At 68.6% G+C, this 17,384-nt stretch carries 12 protein-coding genes and 2 tRNA genes; 8 read left to right on the plus strand and 6 right to left on the minus strand.

The genetic code is table 11. The features are described 5' to 3' along the window. Positions 1-22: 22 nt before the first annotated feature. From ACFVTE_RS00150 to ACFVTE_RS00165, 4 genes are all read right to left on the minus strand, one after another. A complete protein-coding gene (locus ACFVTE_RS00150; RefSeq protein WP_387095193.1) occupies positions 23-2,890 on the minus strand; it encodes an FtsX-like permease family protein in 2,868 nt (955 codons plus the stop codon). 1 nt (position 2,891) lies between these two features. Beyond that, on the minus strand, positions 2,892-3,626 hold the full coding sequence (locus ACFVTE_RS00155; protein ID WP_387095195.1) for an ABC transporter ATP-binding protein: 735 nt from the start codon (positions 3,624-3,626) through the stop codon (positions 2,892-2,894). Then, on the minus strand, positions 3,623-4,231 hold the full coding sequence (locus ACFVTE_RS00160) for a PadR family transcriptional regulator (protein WP_387095197.1): 609 nt from the start codon (positions 4,229-4,231) through the stop codon (positions 3,623-3,625). Before ACFVTE_RS00160 ends, ACFVTE_RS00155 begins: the two co-directional genes overlap by 4 nt. A 124-nt stretch (positions 4,232-4,355) precedes the next feature. Further along, the gene (locus ACFVTE_RS00165) at positions 4,356-5,339 is read right to left on the minus strand and encodes an NAD(P)H-quinone oxidoreductase (RefSeq protein WP_387095199.1); all 984 of its coding nucleotides are present in this window, start codon (positions 5,337-5,339) and stop codon (positions 4,356-4,358) included. 113 nt (positions 5,340-5,452) lie between these two features. Between ACFVTE_RS00165 and ACFVTE_RS00170 the strand changes: the two genes are divergently transcribed. The 3 genes from ACFVTE_RS00170 to ACFVTE_RS00180 all read left to right on the plus strand — a co-directional run bounded on the left by ACFVTE_RS00170 (position 5,453) and on the right by ACFVTE_RS00180 (position 6,899). Further along, positions 5,453-5,540, plus strand: a tRNA-Ser gene (locus ACFVTE_RS00170). A gap of 297 nt (positions 5,541-5,837) precedes the next feature. Continuing rightward, positions 5,838-5,969 carry a hypothetical protein gene (locus ACFVTE_RS00175; protein WP_387095202.1) on the plus strand — a complete coding sequence of 44 codons (132 nt, stop codon included), beginning with the start codon at positions 5,838-5,840 and terminating at the stop codon, positions 5,967-5,969. Between the two features lie 108 nt (positions 5,970-6,077). Beyond that, positions 6,078-6,899 carry a VOC family protein gene (locus tag ACFVTE_RS00180; protein WP_387095205.1) on the plus strand — a complete coding sequence of 274 codons (822 nt, stop codon included), beginning with the start codon at positions 6,078-6,080 and terminating at the stop codon, positions 6,897-6,899. Between the two features lie 108 nt (positions 6,900-7,007). Here the strand turns inward: ACFVTE_RS00180 and ACFVTE_RS00185 are convergent, their stop codons facing one another. Next, positions 7,008-8,969, minus strand: a complete 1,962-nt coding sequence (locus tag ACFVTE_RS00185; protein ID WP_387095208.1) for an FAD/NAD(P)-binding protein — start codon at positions 8,967-8,969, stop codon at positions 7,008-7,010. 61 nt (positions 8,970-9,030) lie between these two features. Here ACFVTE_RS00185 and ACFVTE_RS00190 point away from each other — a divergent pair, with 61 nt between their 5' ends. From ACFVTE_RS00190 to ACFVTE_RS00200, 3 genes are all read left to right on the plus strand, one after another. Continuing rightward, positions 9,031-11,259 (plus strand): prolyl oligopeptidase family protein, encoded by a 2,229-nt coding sequence (locus ACFVTE_RS00190; protein WP_387095211.1) that lies wholly within the window; start codon positions 9,031-9,033, stop codon positions 11,257-11,259. Between the two features lie 177 nt (positions 11,260-11,436). Continuing rightward, positions 11,437-11,525: transfer RNA gene (locus ACFVTE_RS00195), tRNA-Ser, on the plus strand. Positions 11,526-11,673: 148 nt separating this feature from the next. Then, complete coding sequence (locus ACFVTE_RS00200; protein ID WP_387095214.1) at positions 11,674-13,149, plus strand: MFS transporter; 1,476 nt, start codon at positions 11,674-11,676, stop codon at positions 13,147-13,149. On the opposite strand, the gene ACFVTE_RS00205 is transcribed toward ACFVTE_RS00200, so the two are convergent. After that, positions 13,094-15,307, minus strand: a complete 2,214-nt coding sequence (locus ACFVTE_RS00205) for a RecQ family ATP-dependent DNA helicase (protein ID WP_387095216.1) — start codon at positions 15,305-15,307, stop codon at positions 13,094-13,096. The genes ACFVTE_RS00200 and ACFVTE_RS00205 overlap by 56 nt on opposite strands. Before the next feature lie 129 nt (positions 15,308-15,436). Between ACFVTE_RS00205 and ACFVTE_RS00210 the strand changes: the two genes are divergently transcribed. Together ACFVTE_RS00210 and ACFVTE_RS00215 are read left to right on the plus strand one after the other, a co-directional pair. Continuing rightward, entirely contained in the window at positions 15,437-16,855 is a 1,419-nt protein-coding gene (locus ACFVTE_RS00210) for a phosphomannomutase/phosphoglucomutase (RefSeq protein ID WP_387095219.1), read from the plus strand. A 9-nt stretch (positions 16,856-16,864) separates the two neighbouring features. After that, positions 16,865-17,347 carry a hypothetical protein gene (locus ACFVTE_RS00215; RefSeq protein ID WP_387095222.1) on the plus strand — a complete coding sequence of 161 codons (483 nt, stop codon included), beginning with the start codon at positions 16,865-16,867 and terminating at the stop codon, positions 17,345-17,347. Positions 17,348-17,384 lie beyond the last annotated feature (37 nt).

Genomic DNA, 17,384 nt, shown 5'->3' on the forward strand with positions numbered 1-17,384 from the left:
TGCCGCGGTAAGCGGCGCGTTCTTAGGTGCCGGGACTCCGCCGGGACACCGGCAGCCGGGCACGTGCGAAGGCCCAGGCCAGGCCGCTGCCGGTCAGCGGGACTGCAACGAGCAGTGCCAAAAGCGGCATCCACGGGATGACCGGCTCTGCAAACATCCGGGTGGCCCCGATGAGCAGGACTGCAGGGACCACGCCGGCGGCAACTCCCAGCGAGGTGCCAAGGGACGCGGTCATCAGCGACTGCGCTCCGGCCAGGGCCTTCCGCAGGCGCGGCGGCGCACCTACCCCCGCCAGCGTCATGTGGTCTGCCCGGGCATCGGCGAGCGCCAGGCCCGTAGTGATGCCGGCCGCGCTGAGCGTGATGAGTGCGCTGGTGCCAACGATCAGCCACAGCAGTTCGGACCCGGTGCGGTCCGCTCCCGGCTCCACGTAGAAGCCCATCGCCTGGATTCGGTAAACCTGCGCCAGTGCCGCGGACGCCCTGTCCTGTTCAGCGGCTTCCGGGTAGGCGGACAGCTGGGCGAGCAGCACGGAGTTGCCGACGTGGATGCCCAGGATGGATGCGGTCTCCGGAGGAAGCACACCATAGAACGCGACCGGCACGTCCGGCGCCTCCACGACTGCCGGCAGCTCTTTGTTGTCCAGGGGCTTGTAGGCAACTGCGGAACCAGGGCCGGGAACGGGCTGGCGCACGTCGTAGGACTGCAGCGTGGTCTTCCCGTCCTTTTCGAAGACCGCGTTGCTGACCACCATTGCCCCGCTGTTCAGTGCGTCCACCGCGGCAGGGCTGGGTTCCCGGCCCAGCAGAGCCCGAAGCTCGTCCACTCCGCCAACCACCAACGGCGGAAGCTGGCCGGTGGAACCGGCGGCAGACATCGATCCGTTGCACCGCCAGTCCTGCCCGTCCAGGACACGGCCCTGCGGTGTGGCCGGGCACTCTTGGCCGGCCGGCACGGCGAGCTTGTATTGCCGGCAGTCCGCTCCGCCGTCGCTGGCGGGACGGGATCCACCGGCGGACGCCTGCATGTCGCACTTGCTCAGCACCGGGCCCTTCAGGAGCTGCGTCCACTGCACGGTGCTGAGCTCCCGCCGCAGCGCCGCGTCTACGGCAGCCGGGTCAATGTCCGGTGCGGGCGCCATCCCCAGTGATTGGACCGGTGCGGTTTCCAGCGGCAGTGAGACCTGGTTTTCCTGAGCAGCCCACATGTGCGTACGCTTGGCCTCCGCCATCTGGCTGGCGGAGAGGACCATCGCTGCACTGGCCAGCGTAGCTGCGGCGAGGACCGCCGCCACGGCGGGCACGGTACGGCTCCGGTTCCTGGCAGAGTCCCGGGCGGCCATCCGCAGCGGCAGCGGCAGCCAGGCGGTGCGAGCCGTCAGGATTTTCACGAACGTCCCGGTTAACAGCACCAGGGCCGCCACCGCCAGGACCGCGCCGCCGGTGAGCAACGCCGCCACCAGCGGGGTCCGGGCCGCGACGGCGTCCAAGTCAGCGGTCATCCCCAGCGTTCGCGCGGCTGCGAGGCAGGTGATGGCCACAACCAGCAGCAGTGCCCCCACTCGCGCCAGCCAGGGCCCCGAAACAGCCGGTGCGCGGCCCGACTTCAACGCCCCAAGCACGGCCTGCCGCGCAACCTGCCGTGCCGGAACCGCCGCGGCCAGGAAGCACGCCAGCAGGCCCATTGCCATGGCTGCAATGGTGGGCAGCATGTCCAGGTGGAAGCCGGGAAAGCGGACCGAGCCGAGGTGCCTGGCTACCGCCACCACCGCGGCGGCCCCGCCGGCACCCAGCACGGCGCCTGCTACGACCGCGATGGTGCCAAGCCACAGTCCCGCGGCCGTCACCACCGCCCGGACGGTGGGCGCTTCGGCGCCGCTGGCGGCCAGCAGGGCGAGCTCGCGGACCTGCCGCTTGGCGCCCACGGCAAAGGCCGCGCCGGCCAGGAGGCCCACTTCGAGCAGGGCAAGTGTCCCGATCAGCACGCCGGCGACGTAGCCGGCGGCGGGCATGGCTTCGGAGCCGGTGGCTGCGCCCGACGGGACCGGCGGGTCAAGTGCCACGGCGCGGGACAATACCGCGATGCCGTACCTGTTCAGGGCACGGATCTGGTCCCACTGGACGGGTTTTGAGCCCACGAGGTAGTACATCGTTTCACCGAGCGGATACCCCGGAGCGGCCGGGCTGCCCATCTCAGCCTGGCCGGGCCTGAGGAACAGGATGGGGTTGCCGTCCGAGTAGGTGGCATCCCGAAGTGTGCCGACGACGGCGAAGGTGCCGTCCGCCGTCGTGAGCCTGTCCCCGAGGCGGATCCCGAAGCGTTCCAGCGCACCGGGCGAGACGAGGATCTCGTCATCAGCGGCGGCGGGCCTGCCGTCCAGAAGCGTGTACTTACCGGTGAAGGCGGGGTCCAAGGCGTCGACGGCCTTGGCCATCACCGGGACGTCGGACGCCCCGCCCCGGGGCGTGCCGGCCCGGGACAATCCGGCCCGGACGGTGAGCGTCAGCTGCGTTTCGGTGAGGACGTCATAGCCGGCGGGAATGGCATCCTGCGGATTCCGCGGCGTGAAGTCCGGGTCGACGGTGAAGTTCCGCGTCATGGTTGCCGTCTCAAGGACAGGGTCCTGCACTGTTTCGGCGTTGGAGGCAGGCATGCTCCGGAACCGCGCCTGCGTGCTGCCCAGCTGGTACTGCACCCGTTCCGCCGGCGACTCCTGCATGCTTTGCGCCAGGGCCGCGGCACCGGTCATGCCGGCAACGGGCAGCAGGATCAGGAGGATGATCAGCAGGGAGCGGCCGCGGTGCCGGCTGATGTCCCGGCGCGCCATCCGGAGGGCAAGGCGGAAACTGTGCCAGCGGCCGTGCGGCACGGGGGCGACGTCAAGGGCCATTTCAGCCGGCCGGTGCCAGGAGAACTGCGGGATCGTGCATGGCCGCTGCCTCGTCCACGATCCGGCCGTCACGGATGAACACCACGCGGTCCGCCCAGGCGGCATGGCGGGCCTCATGCGTGACCAGCATGACGGCCGCGCCGGCGTCGGCCCGGGAGCGGAGCACATCCATCACGCCGTGGCCCGTCGTGGAATCCAGCGCGCCGGTGGGTTCGTCGGCAAGGATCAGCCGGCGGCTTCCCACGATGGCGCGTGCGATGGCCACGCGCTGCTGCTGCCCGCCGGACATCTCATCCATAAACCGGTGCCCCAGCCCGGGAATCCCCACCTGCCGCAGGGCGTCGAGTGCCTGGCGGTGCGCTTTCCGCGCCGGCACGCCGTCGAGCTCGAGCGGCAGGGCCACATTTTCCGCCGCGGACAGCGTCGGAACCAGGTTGAAGTCCTGGAAGACGTAGCCCACGGCACGGCGGCGGAGCCGGGCCAGTGCGTTCAGTCCCAGCCCCGCAAGCGGGGTTGACTCCACAAAGACACCGCCCGACGTCGGCCGGTCCAGTCCGCCGGCCAGCGCCAGCAGGGATGATTTTCCGGATCCGGACGGCCCCATCACCGCGACGAACTCCCCCGCGTTGACGGTCAGGTCCACATCCCGCAGGGCGGCGACCGCCGTCGCCCCGTGCCCGAAGGTCCTGCTGACCTTGGCAAGTTCGAGGACCTGCTGCGGCCCCTGCACGCTCACCGGCGGTTCTCCGGGGTGACCCGGGCGGCCTCTTCCGCGGTGACCCCGTTTTTGCGTGCCTGGCTGCGGGTCCCGGAGGCCTGCGCAAGCTGCACCATCCTGGCCTCGCACAGGTCCAGCCAGCGAATCTCGGCTTCCGTCTGGAAGATCAGCGAATCCAGTACCAGCAGCCAGGCCGTGTCCGCCGCCCGCTGGTTGGCCGCGGTGTCCCGCCGGGACTTCGTGTAGTCCTGCAGGGCGCGCATGGACGCGGCGCGCTGGGCCTGGATGATGGCTGCCACGTCCACCCCGGGCAGGGTGACGGCGAGCGCCAGTTTGATGGCGAGCTCATTGCGCGGCGGATTGCTGCGTTCCACCGGCGTCGCAAACCAGCCCTCGACCTCGGCCCGGCCGGCGTCGGTGATGCTGTACACGACGTGGCCTTCGCCGTCGCCGCCGTCGTTGCTGACCAGGCCGTCACGTTCCAGCCGGTCGAGGGTGGTGTAGACCTGCCCGATGTTCAGCGGCCAGGTGGAACCGGTGCGGTCTTCAAATTCGACCCGGAGCTGGTAGCCGTAACGCGGCTGGTCCTGCAGGAGGGCGAGGAGGCTGTGGCGGATGGACATCTGGCTCCTTGGCTGGAAGTCGGCGGCATGCACACGCCCCCAAGACGTGTGCATACCGCGTATGTCCAAAGCCTAGCCCGAGTATCCGCCGATGGCAATACTGAGTATCTACCGGCCGCCCGCGTCACATCACCAGCAGGATCTTGCCCACGTGCTCACCGGAGTCGAAGTACTTGTGGGCCGCCCTGACCTGGTCCAGCGGGAAGGTCTTGGCCACCAGCGGGTGGATCCGCCCGTCAGCGACGAGGGGCCAGACGGAGTCCCGGACCGCCGTCATGATGACGCCCTTCTCCGCAGGCGGGCGCGGCCGGAGGGCCGTGGCCACGACGGCAGCACGCTTGCGCAGCAGCTGACCGAGGTCCAGTTCCCCCTTGGCGCCGCCCTGCAGCCCGATGACGACGAGCCGGCCGTAATCCGCCAGGGCGTCGACGTTCTTCTGCAGGTACTTGGCGCCCACGACGTCCAGGATCACGTCGGCACCCTTGCCCCCGTTCTGGGCGCGAAGGCTCTCGGCGAAGTCTTCCTCGGCATAGTTGATGGCGATGTCGGCGCCAAGGAACGCCTTGGCGGTGCTGACTTTTTCGTCGGTGCCAGCAGTGGTGGCCACGGTGGCGCCCAGGGCCTTGGCCAGCTGGATGGCCATGGTACCGATGCCGCCCGTCGCGCCGTGGATCAGGACCGTCTCCCCCGGCTGCAGCTGCGCCGTCATGACCAGGTTTGAGTAGACGGTGGCCGCAACCTCAGGCAGGGCCGCAGCGGTAACGAGGTCGACGCCGTCGGGAATCCTCAGCACCTGCTCCGAGGGCACCGCGACCTGCTGCGCATAGCCGCCGCCGGCCAGCAGCGCCACCACCTTGTCCCCGATGGAGAACGGTTTGGTGACGCCTGGGCCGAAGCCCGCGATCCGGCCGGAAACCTCCAGCCCGGGAATTTCCGAAGCACCCGGCGGCGGCGGGTAGTAGCCCCTCCGCTGCTGGACGTCGGCGCGGTTCAGGCCCGCTGCCACCACATCGATGAGGACCTCGCCCTGGCCCGGCTCGGGAGCCGGCACCTCGCGGATTTCCAGCACTTCCGGCCCGCCGGGCTCCGAGATAAAGACGGCTTTCATGGCGAACTCCCGATTTCTAGCTGATTCCTGCCCCAAAAATACTGTGCACCGGCGACAACTGCCACGCGGCGGTTTTTGTTGCAGCCAGCTGCCTATGAAACACTACTAGTTAGGGAAGGTTGTCCGAGCGGCCGAAGGAGCTGGTCTTGAAAACCAGTGTGCGGTAACCCCGTACCAAGAGTTCGAATCTCTTACCTTCCGCGCAAGGCCGGCCCCGTGCGAAAGCACCGAAATGGCGGCCATTTTGAAGGCCGGCCGGGCCAATCGAAAGATTGGTCCGGCCGGCCTTTTGCGTGGGCAGGTAGTGTCCGAATTTACGGGCAAGTAGGGGTGCGGACCGTGGCCCGAAAATCAGGTAATCCGAGTACCTGCCCTGCAGAATTCGAGTACGCGCCACTCATGCGCGCGGCTGCCGGATGGCGTTCACTTGAATCAGCGCTTTCCTGCCACCGCGGGATGGAGCTTCCGCATCCACCGTCGCATGTGGGAGTCGAGGTCATGAGCAAAGCTGACAAGCAGAGCCTGAGGTACTCGGACTACTACTGGTGCATGTCGCTGAAGGACTTCACCGAGTGGATCGAGGCCGACGACGACCAGGAGCCGGCCACGTCATTCTCGGACCAGCCCTGAGCACCCACTCCCCATTGAAACTGTCACACCCCCGGAATAGTGTCGGTTCTGTCCGTAGCACCTCCATGATCTGCGGGGACATCCCGCAAACCACACCAGGAGCAGACTATGCCTACGCCTGAACCCACACCCGGCGCCCCCTGCTGGGTCGACCTTATGACCACCGATGCCAACCAGGCGAAACAGTTCTATGGCGAGCTGTTCGGCTGGGACTTCCAGACCGGGGACCAGGAAAAGTACGGCGGCTACATCACCGCACAGAAGAACGGCAAGACCGTCGCCGGCATCATGCAAAAGCAGGAGGACCAGGCAGGCATGCCGGACATGTGGTCCACTTACCTCTGGTCCGACGACGCCGCCGCCACGGCTGCCGCGGTCACCGCAAACGGCGGCCAGGTGTACATGGAACCTATGGACGTCCCGGAGCAGGGCCACATGGCGTTCTTCGGTGATTCCTCCGGCGCCACGGTTGGTGTGTGGCAGCCGCGGGAGATGCGCGGCTACGAGCTTGTTGGCGAGCCGGGCGCCCCGGCCTGGCACGAGCTCCACACCAAGGACTACGGCGCCGCGGTGAAGTTCTACCAGGAAGTGTTCGGCTGGAACACCGACGTCATGAGCGACACCCCGGAGTTCCGCTACACCACCCTCGGCGCCGGCCGGGATGCCAAGGCCGGAATCTACGACGCCTCAAACGACCTTCCCGCTGAAGTCCCCTCCCACTGGGTTGTCTATTTCGCCGTCGAGAACGCAAACGCCGCCATCGACAAGGCCGTCAGCCTGGGCGCGACCCTCGTCGACGGCCCGGACGACACACCCTACGGCCGCATGGCCACGCTGACCGACCCCACCGGGGCCAGGTTCAAGCTCATCACCGACACCGGCCAGGGCAACGCGGCCGACGCCGGGACCGGCGGGCAGGGCGCCCTATAGGGACTCTGCTGAACGGATGCCGGCCGGCAGCTCCTCCGAAGCTGCCGGCCGGCACTCTTTGGGCGCCCAACGGTGGAGTTGCGGCGTGAATTGCGAGAGCGTTTGCGGTCAGGCGGCAGGACGTGAGGACGCGTTTGGGGTCAGGCCGAGGATGGCCCTGGCGATCTCGTCGGCGTCGCGGAGCGTGCGCTGCCCGCTGGGGTAGACAGGACCGGTCTGCTGCGCGGCTTCGGCGGCGATGGCCGTTCCCCACTGCGTAGCCGAGAGCTGAAGCCCCAGCACGTACATCCGCTCGGTGACCTCGCCGTTCGCCGCCACCGGCCGGTACGGATGCGGGCGGACGTCGAGCCCGGAGGACTGCACCGGCGTGCCTTCCACGGTCATCATGGTCCGCGGCCGGACAAGTCCGTCGGCGAGGAGCTGTTCCAGCAGCGGGGACTCGTTGAGGGCCACCCTGTTGGCCGGTGCCAGTGCCTCCACCAGCGTGTGTGCTTCTGCAGCCCCGCCGCGCACCCACGGCGAGGCGGCGGTGAAGGCGCGCTTTCCGCGGGCCACGCCGAACTTGGGGTCCGGGCCCACGAAGCTGACAATTCCGGCGCGCGCCAGTGCAGCCAGCTGCTCGGCCCGCAGCGCGGGAGGACCGCTGGCGAGGCCCTCCACCAGCGACTCAAACCAGCCCCGAAGGCCGGCGACCCACGACTCATCGGTGATGCCGCCGTCGGCCACCACCGATTTCAGCACGGCACGGCCATGGTGCAGGGCACCGATGGCCATCTTGACGGGATCGTCCTCACCGAGCGCGGAGCGGCGCGCATCGTCGTCGAGGTAATCGACGACGGCGGCATCCAGCTCAGAGCGCGACGCAAAGGTCCGCCCCGACAGCGGTGCGGCAAGCCCACGCAAGTCGAGCCTGCTGGCTGGATGGACATGCCGGCCGACAACGGCGTTGAAATCCTCTTCCCAGCGGCCGGTGCTGTGGGCATGCGGGTGCAGCGCCTCCTCGAGCTCCTTGAGGAACGCAGCATGGTCCTGCACCGCGTCCGGCTGCGAGCGCAGCAGGGTCGTGTAATAGGCCCAGAGCGCGTCCCGGTGCAGGAGCGGCCAGAGGTCGTGGTCGAAGGCCGGCACAATCCCGGCCGCGGCGAACCTCTTCAGTGCCTTCCCGGTGAAGTAGCGAAGCGAGACCGACGCCGGATAGTAGCCGGCGAGGGTGGCCTTGGACCGGTACGGGGTTCCGCGCCGGGACGCGGCGAAAATGATGGGCTCCTGGCCCGAGGGCAGGTACTCCAGGCGGTCCCCTGCCTCCACGAACTTCCCGCCACGGCCCTCCGTGAGCTGGCCCATCACGTCGAAGAAGTTCAGGCCCATCCCGCGCACCAGCACCGGCTCCTGGGCCGGAACCACGCCCCAGTCGACGTCGGCCGGAACGGCCGGCGGGAGGTAGCGCAGGCCCAGTTGCGCGGCGGCAGCCTGCAGTTCGCGCTGTTCCGGGCTGAGCCGGGACGCGAGGTGGCCGAGCGCGAGGACAACAGAATCGACGGTGAGGGTCCCGTGGCCGGCCAGTTCGACGTCGAACTTTCCGTCCGGCCGCCGGCGCGCAGCGGTGGCCGTCGCCTGGTGCATCTCGAGGGTGACGCCGTCGGGCAGCGCAGCGAGCAGTTCCTCCAAGGTGGACTGCAGGTAGCGGCCGTAGATGGCACGGCTGGGGAAGTCGCCGGATCCCAGCACGGCGAGCTCTGCCCGCTCGTCGTCGGACAGCTCCGGGAGGGGGCTGTGCTGCTGCGCTCTCCGCCAGCGGTCGAAGGTGGTGCCCGCTACCGGCGCTGCCAGACCTGTGTCTTCGGGAACCAGCGTGGGGTAGAACGACTGTGTGTTCATCAGGTAGAGACGGGACTGGCCGGGCTGCCAGACGTGGCCGGGACCGGCGGGAAACGGATCGATGACGTCGATGTGCAGGCGGGCTCCGGCAGGGCGGGCGGCAGACCAGTTGGCGAGCAGCCGCTCCAGCACACTGGTGCCCCTCGGACCGGCGCCAATCAGCGCCGTCCGGATGCTCTGCGAAATAACCACGCCTTCCAGAGTATCCGCATGTGACTTGCTAGCTGAGCGGCGATGTTGTTTGGATGGGCCCATGACCACCACTGCAGCTGACTCTGCCCCCGCGTCCGGCGCCGTTCCTCCGGGGACTGCGCCCGCGCCCACCGACGAGAACATCTGGCTGGAGGACATCTACGGCGAGGAACAGCTGGCCTGGGTACGCGAGCAGAATGCCCGCACTGAAGACCTGCTGGAGGACGCCGACTACGCGCGGCTCGAGGGCGAAATCCTCGAGGTGCTGGACTCGACGGACAAGATCGCGATGGTGAGCAAGCACGGGGAGTGGTACTACAACTTCTGGAAGGACCGGGAGAACCCCAAGGGTCTGTGGCGCCGGACCAGCTGGGAAAGCTACTGCAGCGACGCCCCGGAGTGGGACGTGCTGCTTGACGTGGATGCCCTGGCGGCCGCCGACGGCGTGGAATGGGTCTTCCACGGCGCAAACCTGCTCCGGCCCGAACCCGGGCAGCCGTACCGGCGCGCGCTGGTGGCGCTCTCCCCCGACGGCGGCGACGCCAACCGCTACCGCGAATTCGACGTCGAGACCCGCGCCTTCGTTGATCCCGCCGCCGGCGGCTTTGACCTTCCGACGGCGAAGGGGAACGTCTCGTGGCTCGATGCGGACACGCTGCTGGTCGCCAGCACCGCGGAGGATCTCCCCCGCACGGCGTCCTCGTACGCCCGCACCGCCGTGCGGCTTCGCCGCAGCCAGGCCTTGGCCGATGCGCCGCGCATCTTCGAGATCCCCGCGGACCACATGATGGCGATCGTGGCCCACGACTCCACGCCCGGCTTCGAGCGGACGTTCGCGGTGGACTGGATCGACTTCTTCAACCGCCGCACGTCGGTACTGCAGGACGGTGACTGGGTGCCGGTGGACGTGCCCACCGACGTGAACACCGGCGTCCACCGGGAATGGCTGCTGTTCAGGCCGCAGCGCGACTGGACGGTGGACGGCACCACCTACGCGGCCGGTTCCCTGATCGCCGCCGACTTCCAGGCGTACCTTGCCGGCGGGCGCGAGCTGACGGTCCTGTTTGCCCCGGACGCGCACACGTCGCTGCAGTCCTGGAGCTGGACCCGTAACTTCCTGCTGCTGAACCTGCTGAAGGACGTGTCCTCGGAAATCCGGGTGCTGGATCCGGCCGACTCGTGGCGGTCCTCACTGCTCGACGCCTGCCCACCGCTGCACGATGTCAATGCGTTCGCGGTGGACGACGAGGATGAGGCGGAAGGTGGGGCCGGTGACGACTTCTGGCTCGTGGCCACCGGCTTCACGACGCCCAGCACTCTGACCCGCGGGACGCTGACGCGCGGCACCAGCGACGGCGGGGCTGACGGCGGGACTGCCGAGGCAGGCGTGGTGAGCAGCCATGCGGAAGTCAAGGCCTCGCCGTCGTTCTTCAACGAAGCGGAGTATGAGGTGCAGCAGCACTTCGCGGTTTCTGCGGACGGCACGAAGGTGCCGTACTTCCAGGTGGGGGCGCGCGGCCTGGTCCTGGACGGGCAGAACCCCACGCAGCTTTCCGGCTACGGGGGCTTCGAGGTCTCGCGCACCCCCGCCTACAGCGGCACCATCGGACGGGCGTGGCTGGAGCGGCGCACTGCCGCTGTTCCAGGCGACGGCCTTCCGGAGGGGCACAGCCGGGGCGGCGTGTACGTGGTGGCCAATATCCGTGGCGGCGGGGAGTACGGCCCCTCCTGGCACCGGGCTGCGCTGCAGGAGAACCGACACCGCGCCTACGAGGATTTTGCGGCGGTGGCCCGGCACCTGATCTCGCGGGGCGTCACCAGCAGGGAGCGGCTCGGCTGCGTCGGCGGCTCCAACGGCGGCCTGCTGGTGGGCAACATGCTGACGCGGTACCCCGAGCTGTTCGGCGCCGTGTCCTGCGGGGTTCCGCTGCTGGATATGCGCCGCTACACGAAGCTGTCGGCCGGCCACTCGTGGATTGCCGAGTACGGCGACCCTGACCTGCCCGAGCACTGGGAATTCATCAAGACGTTCTCGCCGTACCACCAGCTGAAGGACGGCGTGGAGTACCCGGAAACCTTCATCTGGACCGCGACGTCCGATGACCGGGTGGGTCCCGTGCAAGCCCGGAAGATGGCCGCGCGCATGCTGGCCATGGGCATCCCCAACGTCTGGTTCCACGAAGCCCTCGAAGGCGGGCACGCGGGCGCCTCGGACAACCGGCAGGCAGCCGCACTCCAGGGCCGCAGCCAGCACTTCCTGTGGAAGGCGCTGGCAGAAGGCACGGCCTGACGGACCCCACCTGGAGTTTTTGTCCAGATATCGCGAGTTACGGGCGCCTCAAGTCCCATTATCTGGACAAAAACTCCTCAGGTTTGCGGGTGCTGGCGCGTTTTGGACGAGCTGCGCCGGCCGTTTTGCACTGGATGGCCGGTTCTGCGTATCCTTGGTGGGCTAGTAATAGCAATTGGAGACGTGCCAGAGCGGCCGAATGGACTTCACTGCTAATGAAGGGTCGGGGTTAAACTCGACCGGGGGTTCAAATCCCCCCGTCTCCGCGTTTGGCCCCGGTCCTCGGACCGGGGCCTTTTGCGTTCCCGGACACCGAAATCGACCAAGCCCCGCTAAACCCCTTCGCGTGGCCTGAGCCGTCCGCGTACCGGACGCTCAACGCGATAAAGCGCTTTCCGGTGGCAGGATGACTCCATGAACAAGCTTTCCGCCAACGAGGCTTGGAGCCCCCGGCTGGCCCTGCTTGTAGCGGCCACGTTCTTCATGGAGTTCCTCGACGGGACGGTCCTGACCACCGCCATCCCGAGCATCGCGGGGGACTTTGGCGTGCCGTCGGCCAGCGTAAACATCACCATGACCGCCTATCTGATGACGGTGGCCATGGGCATCCCGCTGAGCGGCTGGCTGGCGGAGCGGCTCGGGGCCCGGCGGATTTTCTGCCTGGCCATCGCCGTCTTCACCGTGGCGTCCCTGTTGTGCGCCGCCAGCCAGGACCTCACGGTCCTGACGGTCAGCCGGGTCCTGCAGGGCCTGGGCGGGGCGATGATGGTGCCGGTCGGTACGCTGCTGGTGCTTCGCGGGACGCCAAAGTCGGATCTGCTGCGCGCCACGGCCTATCTCGTCTGGCCCGGCCTGCTGGCTCCGGTCCTGGCACCGCTTGTGGGCGGCGCGCTGACCACCTACCTGTCCTGGCACTGGATCTTCCTGATCAACCTGCCGCTCGGTGCCGCAGCCTTCCTGGCCGCCCTGCGCCTCGTTCCCGCCGTTCCCGGCGACCGGAGCCGCCGGCTGGACTGGCTGGGGCTTGCCCTCACGACGGCGGGCGTGGGGGCGCTGGTGGCAGGCCTGGAACTGGCCAGCGGCCACCCGGGCGGCTTTTGGACCTGGCCGAGCATTCTGGCCGGGGTTCTCGCACTGGCAGCGGCGGTCCTGTGGATGCGCCGCGCCGCCCACCCGTTGTTCGATCTGACAGTCTTTGGAACCCGCACTTTCCGGGCCACCAACTCCGGCGGCTTCATCTACCGGCTGACCATCAGCGCCGTGCCGTTCCTGCTGCCGCTCATGTTCCAGAACGGCTTCGGGTGGACACCCCTGCATGCGGGCATCATGGTGGCCGCCGTCTTTATCGGGAACATCGGCATCAAACCAGCGACCACTCCGCTCATCAGGCGCTTCGGTTTCAAGCCGGTGCTGGTCTTCGCGTCCCTGGCCTCGGCCGCCACCTTCGCCCTCTGCGCGCTGCTGACCCCGGACACACCGGAACCGCTGGTGTTCGCACTCCTCGTGTGCAGCGGAGCGTTCCGGTCCATCGGCTTTTCCGCCTACGCATCTGTGCAGTACGCAGACATCGTGCCGGCCCAGCTGACGTCAGCCAACGCCGTCTCTGCGACACTGGTGCAGCTGGCCACCGGGGCCGGAATCGCGGTGGGCGCCCTGCTGCTGCGCCTCTTCGAGTCGGATTCGCTGCTCTCGTCCTCGCTTGGCGGCATCCTGTCAGCCGGACCGGACGGCAGCGGCCTGGCGGCCTACCGCGGCGCGTTCGTGTCGATTGCGGTGCTGATGCTCCTCAGCACCGCCGACAGCCTGATGCTGCACCGGCACGCGGGAGCCGAGGTCAGCCAGCCTGGGCCAGCGCCAGCGGAAGCACCGCGCCCGCACCGGCCCGCCTAAGGGCGCGTCCAGCGACGGTGACGGTCCACCGGCTGTCCACGAGGTCGTCGATGAGCATCACGCTGCCGCCGCCCATGCCTGCGAGCTCCGTCGCCAGCGACTCCCCCACTACGAGACGGTCCCACACCCCGGCCAGCCGGTAGGCGCTGTTGCCGCCGCGTCCTCCGGTCGGCCCGCCGTGTTCGAGCTGCAGCTGGCCGATGTACGGAATGCGGCCGATCTGGGAGATGCCCCGGGCGAGGGAATCCACGAGCTCGGGCCTGCTGCGCGAGGGCATGCTGACAATCGCCGCCGGCCTGCCCGCGCCGCTCCAGCCCGGAAGCCGGGAGTCTCCGGCGCCCCATTCACGCAGCACCTGGACACAGGCCTGCAGCATGCCGGGATCGACAGCGCGGTCCGCAGCTCCGGCCGCGAAGAGTTCACGCAGCGCCCCGCCCCAGCCCAGGTCCGTCAGCCTGGCAAGGACCCGGCCGTCCGCCGTGTTTTCGTCGGGTTTGATCTTGCCCTTCACCGGCACCCCCAGGCGGTCCATTCCGCTGGGCCACTGGAGCCTGGGCTCCAGCACGATGCCGGCGCGGCTGAGGGTCTGCCCGGCAGCCTCCGTGGCTGTGGCTGCGACCTCTGACGGAAACCACCTGCCTGCGCAGTTGTCGCACCGGCCGCAGGCGGCGGCGGTCTCGTCATCCAGGACTGAGGTGATGTACTCCATCCGGCATCCGGCGGTGTCCTGGTAGATGACCATGGAGTCCTGCTCGTCCACCCGGGCCTCCGCGATGCGGCGGTACCGTTCGGCGTCATACGTCCACGGCATACCGGTGGACCGCCAGCCACCGCCTACGCGTTCCACCGCCCCGTCCACGGCGAGCACCTTCAGGAGTAGTTCCAGGGGCGTCCGGCGCAGGTCCACCCGGGCTTCCAGAGCTACCGTGGACACGGCCGAGCCCGCGTCTGCCAGGGCGGTCAGCACAGCAGTGGCCTTCTCCTCGGAAGGCATGGAAGCGGTGGCAAAGTACTGCCAGATTTCGCGGTCCTCGGACCCGGGCAGCAGCAGGACGTCTGCGTTGGCGGCGCCACGGCCGGCCCTGCCCACCTGCTGGTAGTAGGCCACCGGGGACGACGGGGCGCCCAGGTGCACCACGAAGCCGAGGTCCGGCTTGTCGAAGCCCATCCCCAGCGCGGAGGTGGCCACGAGCGCCTTGACCTGGTTGTCCTTGAGGAGCTGCTCCGCCCGCTCACGGTCGGCGGGGTCGGTGCGGCCCGTATAAGCCAGCACCTCGTGACCCGCCTCCGCGAGCAGCCTGGCGGTGTCCTCGGCGGCGGAGACGGTCAGGGTGTAGATGATCCCGCTGCCCTGCAGATCGGACAGGTGCGTGAGCAGCCAGCCGAGACGCTGCCGCGAATCGGGCAGCGCCAGGACCCCAAGCCGCAGCGATTCCCGGCCGAGCGCGCCCCGGATGGTGAGCACGCCGTCGCCGAGCTGTTCCTCGATGTCATGGACCACCCGCGAATTCGCAGTGGCCGTGGTGGCCAGCACTGGCACGGTGTCCGGCAGTTCCGCGATGAGGTCCGCAATGCGCCGGTAGTCGGGCCGGAAGTCGTGGCCCCAGTCGGAGATGCAGTGCGCCTCGTCGATCACCAGCAGGCCAGTCCGCCGGATGAGTTCGGGCAGCTGGTTCTCCCGGAACGAGGGGTTGGTGAGCCGCTCCGGGGATACCAGCAGGACATCCACCTGATCTGCGGCCAACTGCTCCCGCACCGCGTCCCACTCCAGCTGGTTGGCGGAGTTGATGGCCACGGCCCGGACACCGGCCCGGGCGGCAGCGGCCACCTGGTCCCGCATCAGGGCCAGCAGCGGCGATACGATCAGCGTGGGTCCGGCCCCGCGCCGCCGGAGCAGCAAAGAGGCCACGAAGTAAACGGCGGATTTTCCCCAGCCTGTCCGCTGGACCACGAGCGTCCGGCGGCCGCCGTCGACCAGTGCCTCGATGGCCTCGAACTGGCCGTCGTGGAAGTCGGCCTCCGGCCGGCCCACCAGCTCGCGCAGCACCGACAGGGCCTGGCCGCGCGTCCCGGTGGCCGTTGCCTCTTCCGTTCCGGCGCCGGCACCCGCGGGACCGGGGGCGGAAGCAAGGACAGGAGCGTGCTGGTTATTTGCCATTGATTCAGTATCCCAGCCACCTCTGACACTCCAAACCCCGGGCACCGCCTATGTGGACAACAGCCCGCGCGCGCTTCTGTGACTTCCGCCTTCACAGGCGGCCGCGCGCGTGCCCGTAAGATAAGTGCCGTGACTAGCGACCAGACCCGTATTTTTGACCTGTCGGCCTCGTTCAAGGCGTATGACGTCCGCGGCATCGTGGGCGAATCCATCACCGCCGAAATCGTTGAGGCCGTAGGCGCAGCGTTCGTTGACGTGCTTGGCCTGGAGGGACAGACGGTCCTGGTCGGCGGTGACATGCGCCCCTCCTCCCCCGAGTTCAGCAAGGCATTCGCCAGCGGCGCCGCCACCCGCGGCGCCAACGTCCAGCTGCTGGACCTGATCTCCACGGACGAGCTGTACTACGCTTGCGGTGCCCTGAACGCCGCGGGCGCCACGTTCACGGCAAGTCACAACCCCGCCGAATACAACGGCATCAAGATGGCCAAGGCCGGCGCCGTCCCCATCTCCTCCGAGACGGGCCTCAAGGAGATCCAGGCACTCGCCGAGCAGTACCTGAACACGGGCTCCATCCCCTCCGCCGAGACCCAGGGCCAGATCGGCGTCCGGGACGTGCTGAGGGACTACGCCGAATACCTGCGCACGCTCGTTGACCTTTCCGGCTCGCGCCCCCTCAAGGTCGTGGTGGACGCCGGTAACGGCATGGCCGGCCTGACCACACCTGCCGTTCTGGGCGACACGCTGCTGCCCAAGCTGCCCTTCGACATTGTCCCGCTCTACTTCGAACTGGACGGCTCCTTCCCGAACCACCCCGCCAACCCCCTGGAGCCGGAAAACCTGCGCGACCTGCAGGCCGCCGTCGTCGAGCACGGTGCGGACATCGGACTGGCGTTCGACGGCGACGCCGACCGCTGCTTCGTCATCGACGAAAAGGGCGAGGCGGTCTCGCCGTCGGCCATCACGGGCATGGTGGCCCGCCGCGAAATCGCCCGCGCGAAGGCGCAGGGCGAGGCGACGCCCACCATCATCCACAACCTCCTGACCTCCCGCGCGGTGCCCGAACTCGTCGCCGAAGACGGCGGACGTGCCGTGCGCACCCGGGTTGGTCACTCCTTTATCAAGGCCGTCATGGCAGAGGAAGGCGCCATCTTCGGCGGTGAGCACTCCGCCCACTTCTACTTCCGCGATTTCTGGAACGCGGACACCGGCATGCTTGCCGCCATGCACGTGCTGGCCGCCCTCGGCGAACAGGACGGTCCGCTTTCCGAGCTCGGCCGGGAGTACGAACCCTACGTTTCCTCCGGCGAAATCAACTCGGAAATCGAGGACAAGGCAGGCGCCGTGGAGCGTGTCCGGGCCGACTTCGAGACCGAGGACGTGGCGGTGGACTACCTGGACGGCAGCACCTTCACGGCCGCCGACGGCAGTTTCTGGTTCAATCTGCGCCCCTCCAACACCGAACCGTACCTGCGCCTGAACGCCGAAGCCACGGACCGGGCCACCATGGAGCGCGTGCGCGACCGCGTGCTGGCCCTGGTCCGCAGCTAGGACCGCCCGGTGGCATCACCCGACCCGACATCGGAACAGCCGTCGTGGCGTGCATCCGTCCCCGAGGCCACGGCCACGGACCTGGAAAACCTCCTGGGCACCGGAATGGCGGCAGCCCAGGAGCAGCTTGAGCGCAGCGGCGGGTTCCTGCCGTTCGCCCTGGTGCTGGAGAACGATGGCGATGTCCGGCTCGTGGCTGTTTCGCCGGCCGATCCGGAGGCCGGCGGGAACAGCGACTTCGACGCCGACGGGATGATCCGCGACATTACGGAACTTCTGCGCCAGCACCGGGACGAGTTCCGCGCCGCCGCGATCGTCTGCGACATCACCCTGGTCGAGGAGGACTCGGACGCTATCCACGTGGCCACCGAACACCGGGACCGCGCAGTTTTCGCGGCCGTCCTGCCGTACTCGCCCAACAACGGGGGCGGCGATTGGGCGTTCGGCGATCTTGCGGCCGACACCAACGAGCCCGTCATCTGGGCTGACTAGACCGGTCCGGAACAGTGCTTTGACCTGGTCGCCGGCA

Source organism: Arthrobacter sp. NPDC058097, from assembly GCF_042884885.1.
Taxonomy (GTDB): domain Bacteria; phylum Actinomycetota; class Actinomycetes; order Actinomycetales; family Micrococcaceae; genus Arthrobacter.

Bases quoted from the DNA above. Each gene is read 5' to 3' on its own strand.
- ACFVTE_RS00190 (WP_387095211.1), top strand. From the start codon at position 9,031: ATGACCACCACTGCAGCTGACTCTGCCCCCGCGTCCGGCGCCGTTCCT.
- ACFVTE_RS00175 (WP_387095202.1), top strand. From the start codon at position 5,838: ATGAGCAAAGCTGACAAGCAGAGCCTGAGGTACTCGGACTACTACTGG.
- ACFVTE_RS00205 (WP_387095216.1), bottom strand. From the start codon at position 15,307: ATGGCAAATAACCAGCACGCTCCTGTCCTTGCTTCCGCCCCCGGTCCC.
- ACFVTE_RS00160 (WP_387095197.1), bottom strand. From the start codon at position 4,231: ATGTCCATCCGCCACAGCCTCCTCGCCCTCCTGCAGGACCAGCCGCGT.
- ACFVTE_RS00165 (WP_387095199.1), bottom strand. From the start codon at position 5,339: ATGAAAGCCGTCTTTATCTCGGAGCCCGGCGGGCCGGAAGTGCTGGAA.
- ACFVTE_RS00200 (WP_387095214.1), top strand. From the start codon at position 11,674: ATGAACAAGCTTTCCGCCAACGAGGCTTGGAGCCCCCGGCTGGCCCTG.
- ACFVTE_RS00180 (WP_387095205.1), top strand. From the start codon at position 6,078: ATGCCTACGCCTGAACCCACACCCGGCGCCCCCTGCTGGGTCGACCTT.
- ACFVTE_RS00150 (WP_387095193.1), bottom strand. From the start codon at position 2,890: ATGGCCCTTGACGTCGCCCCCGTGCCGCACGGCCGCTGGCACAGTTTC.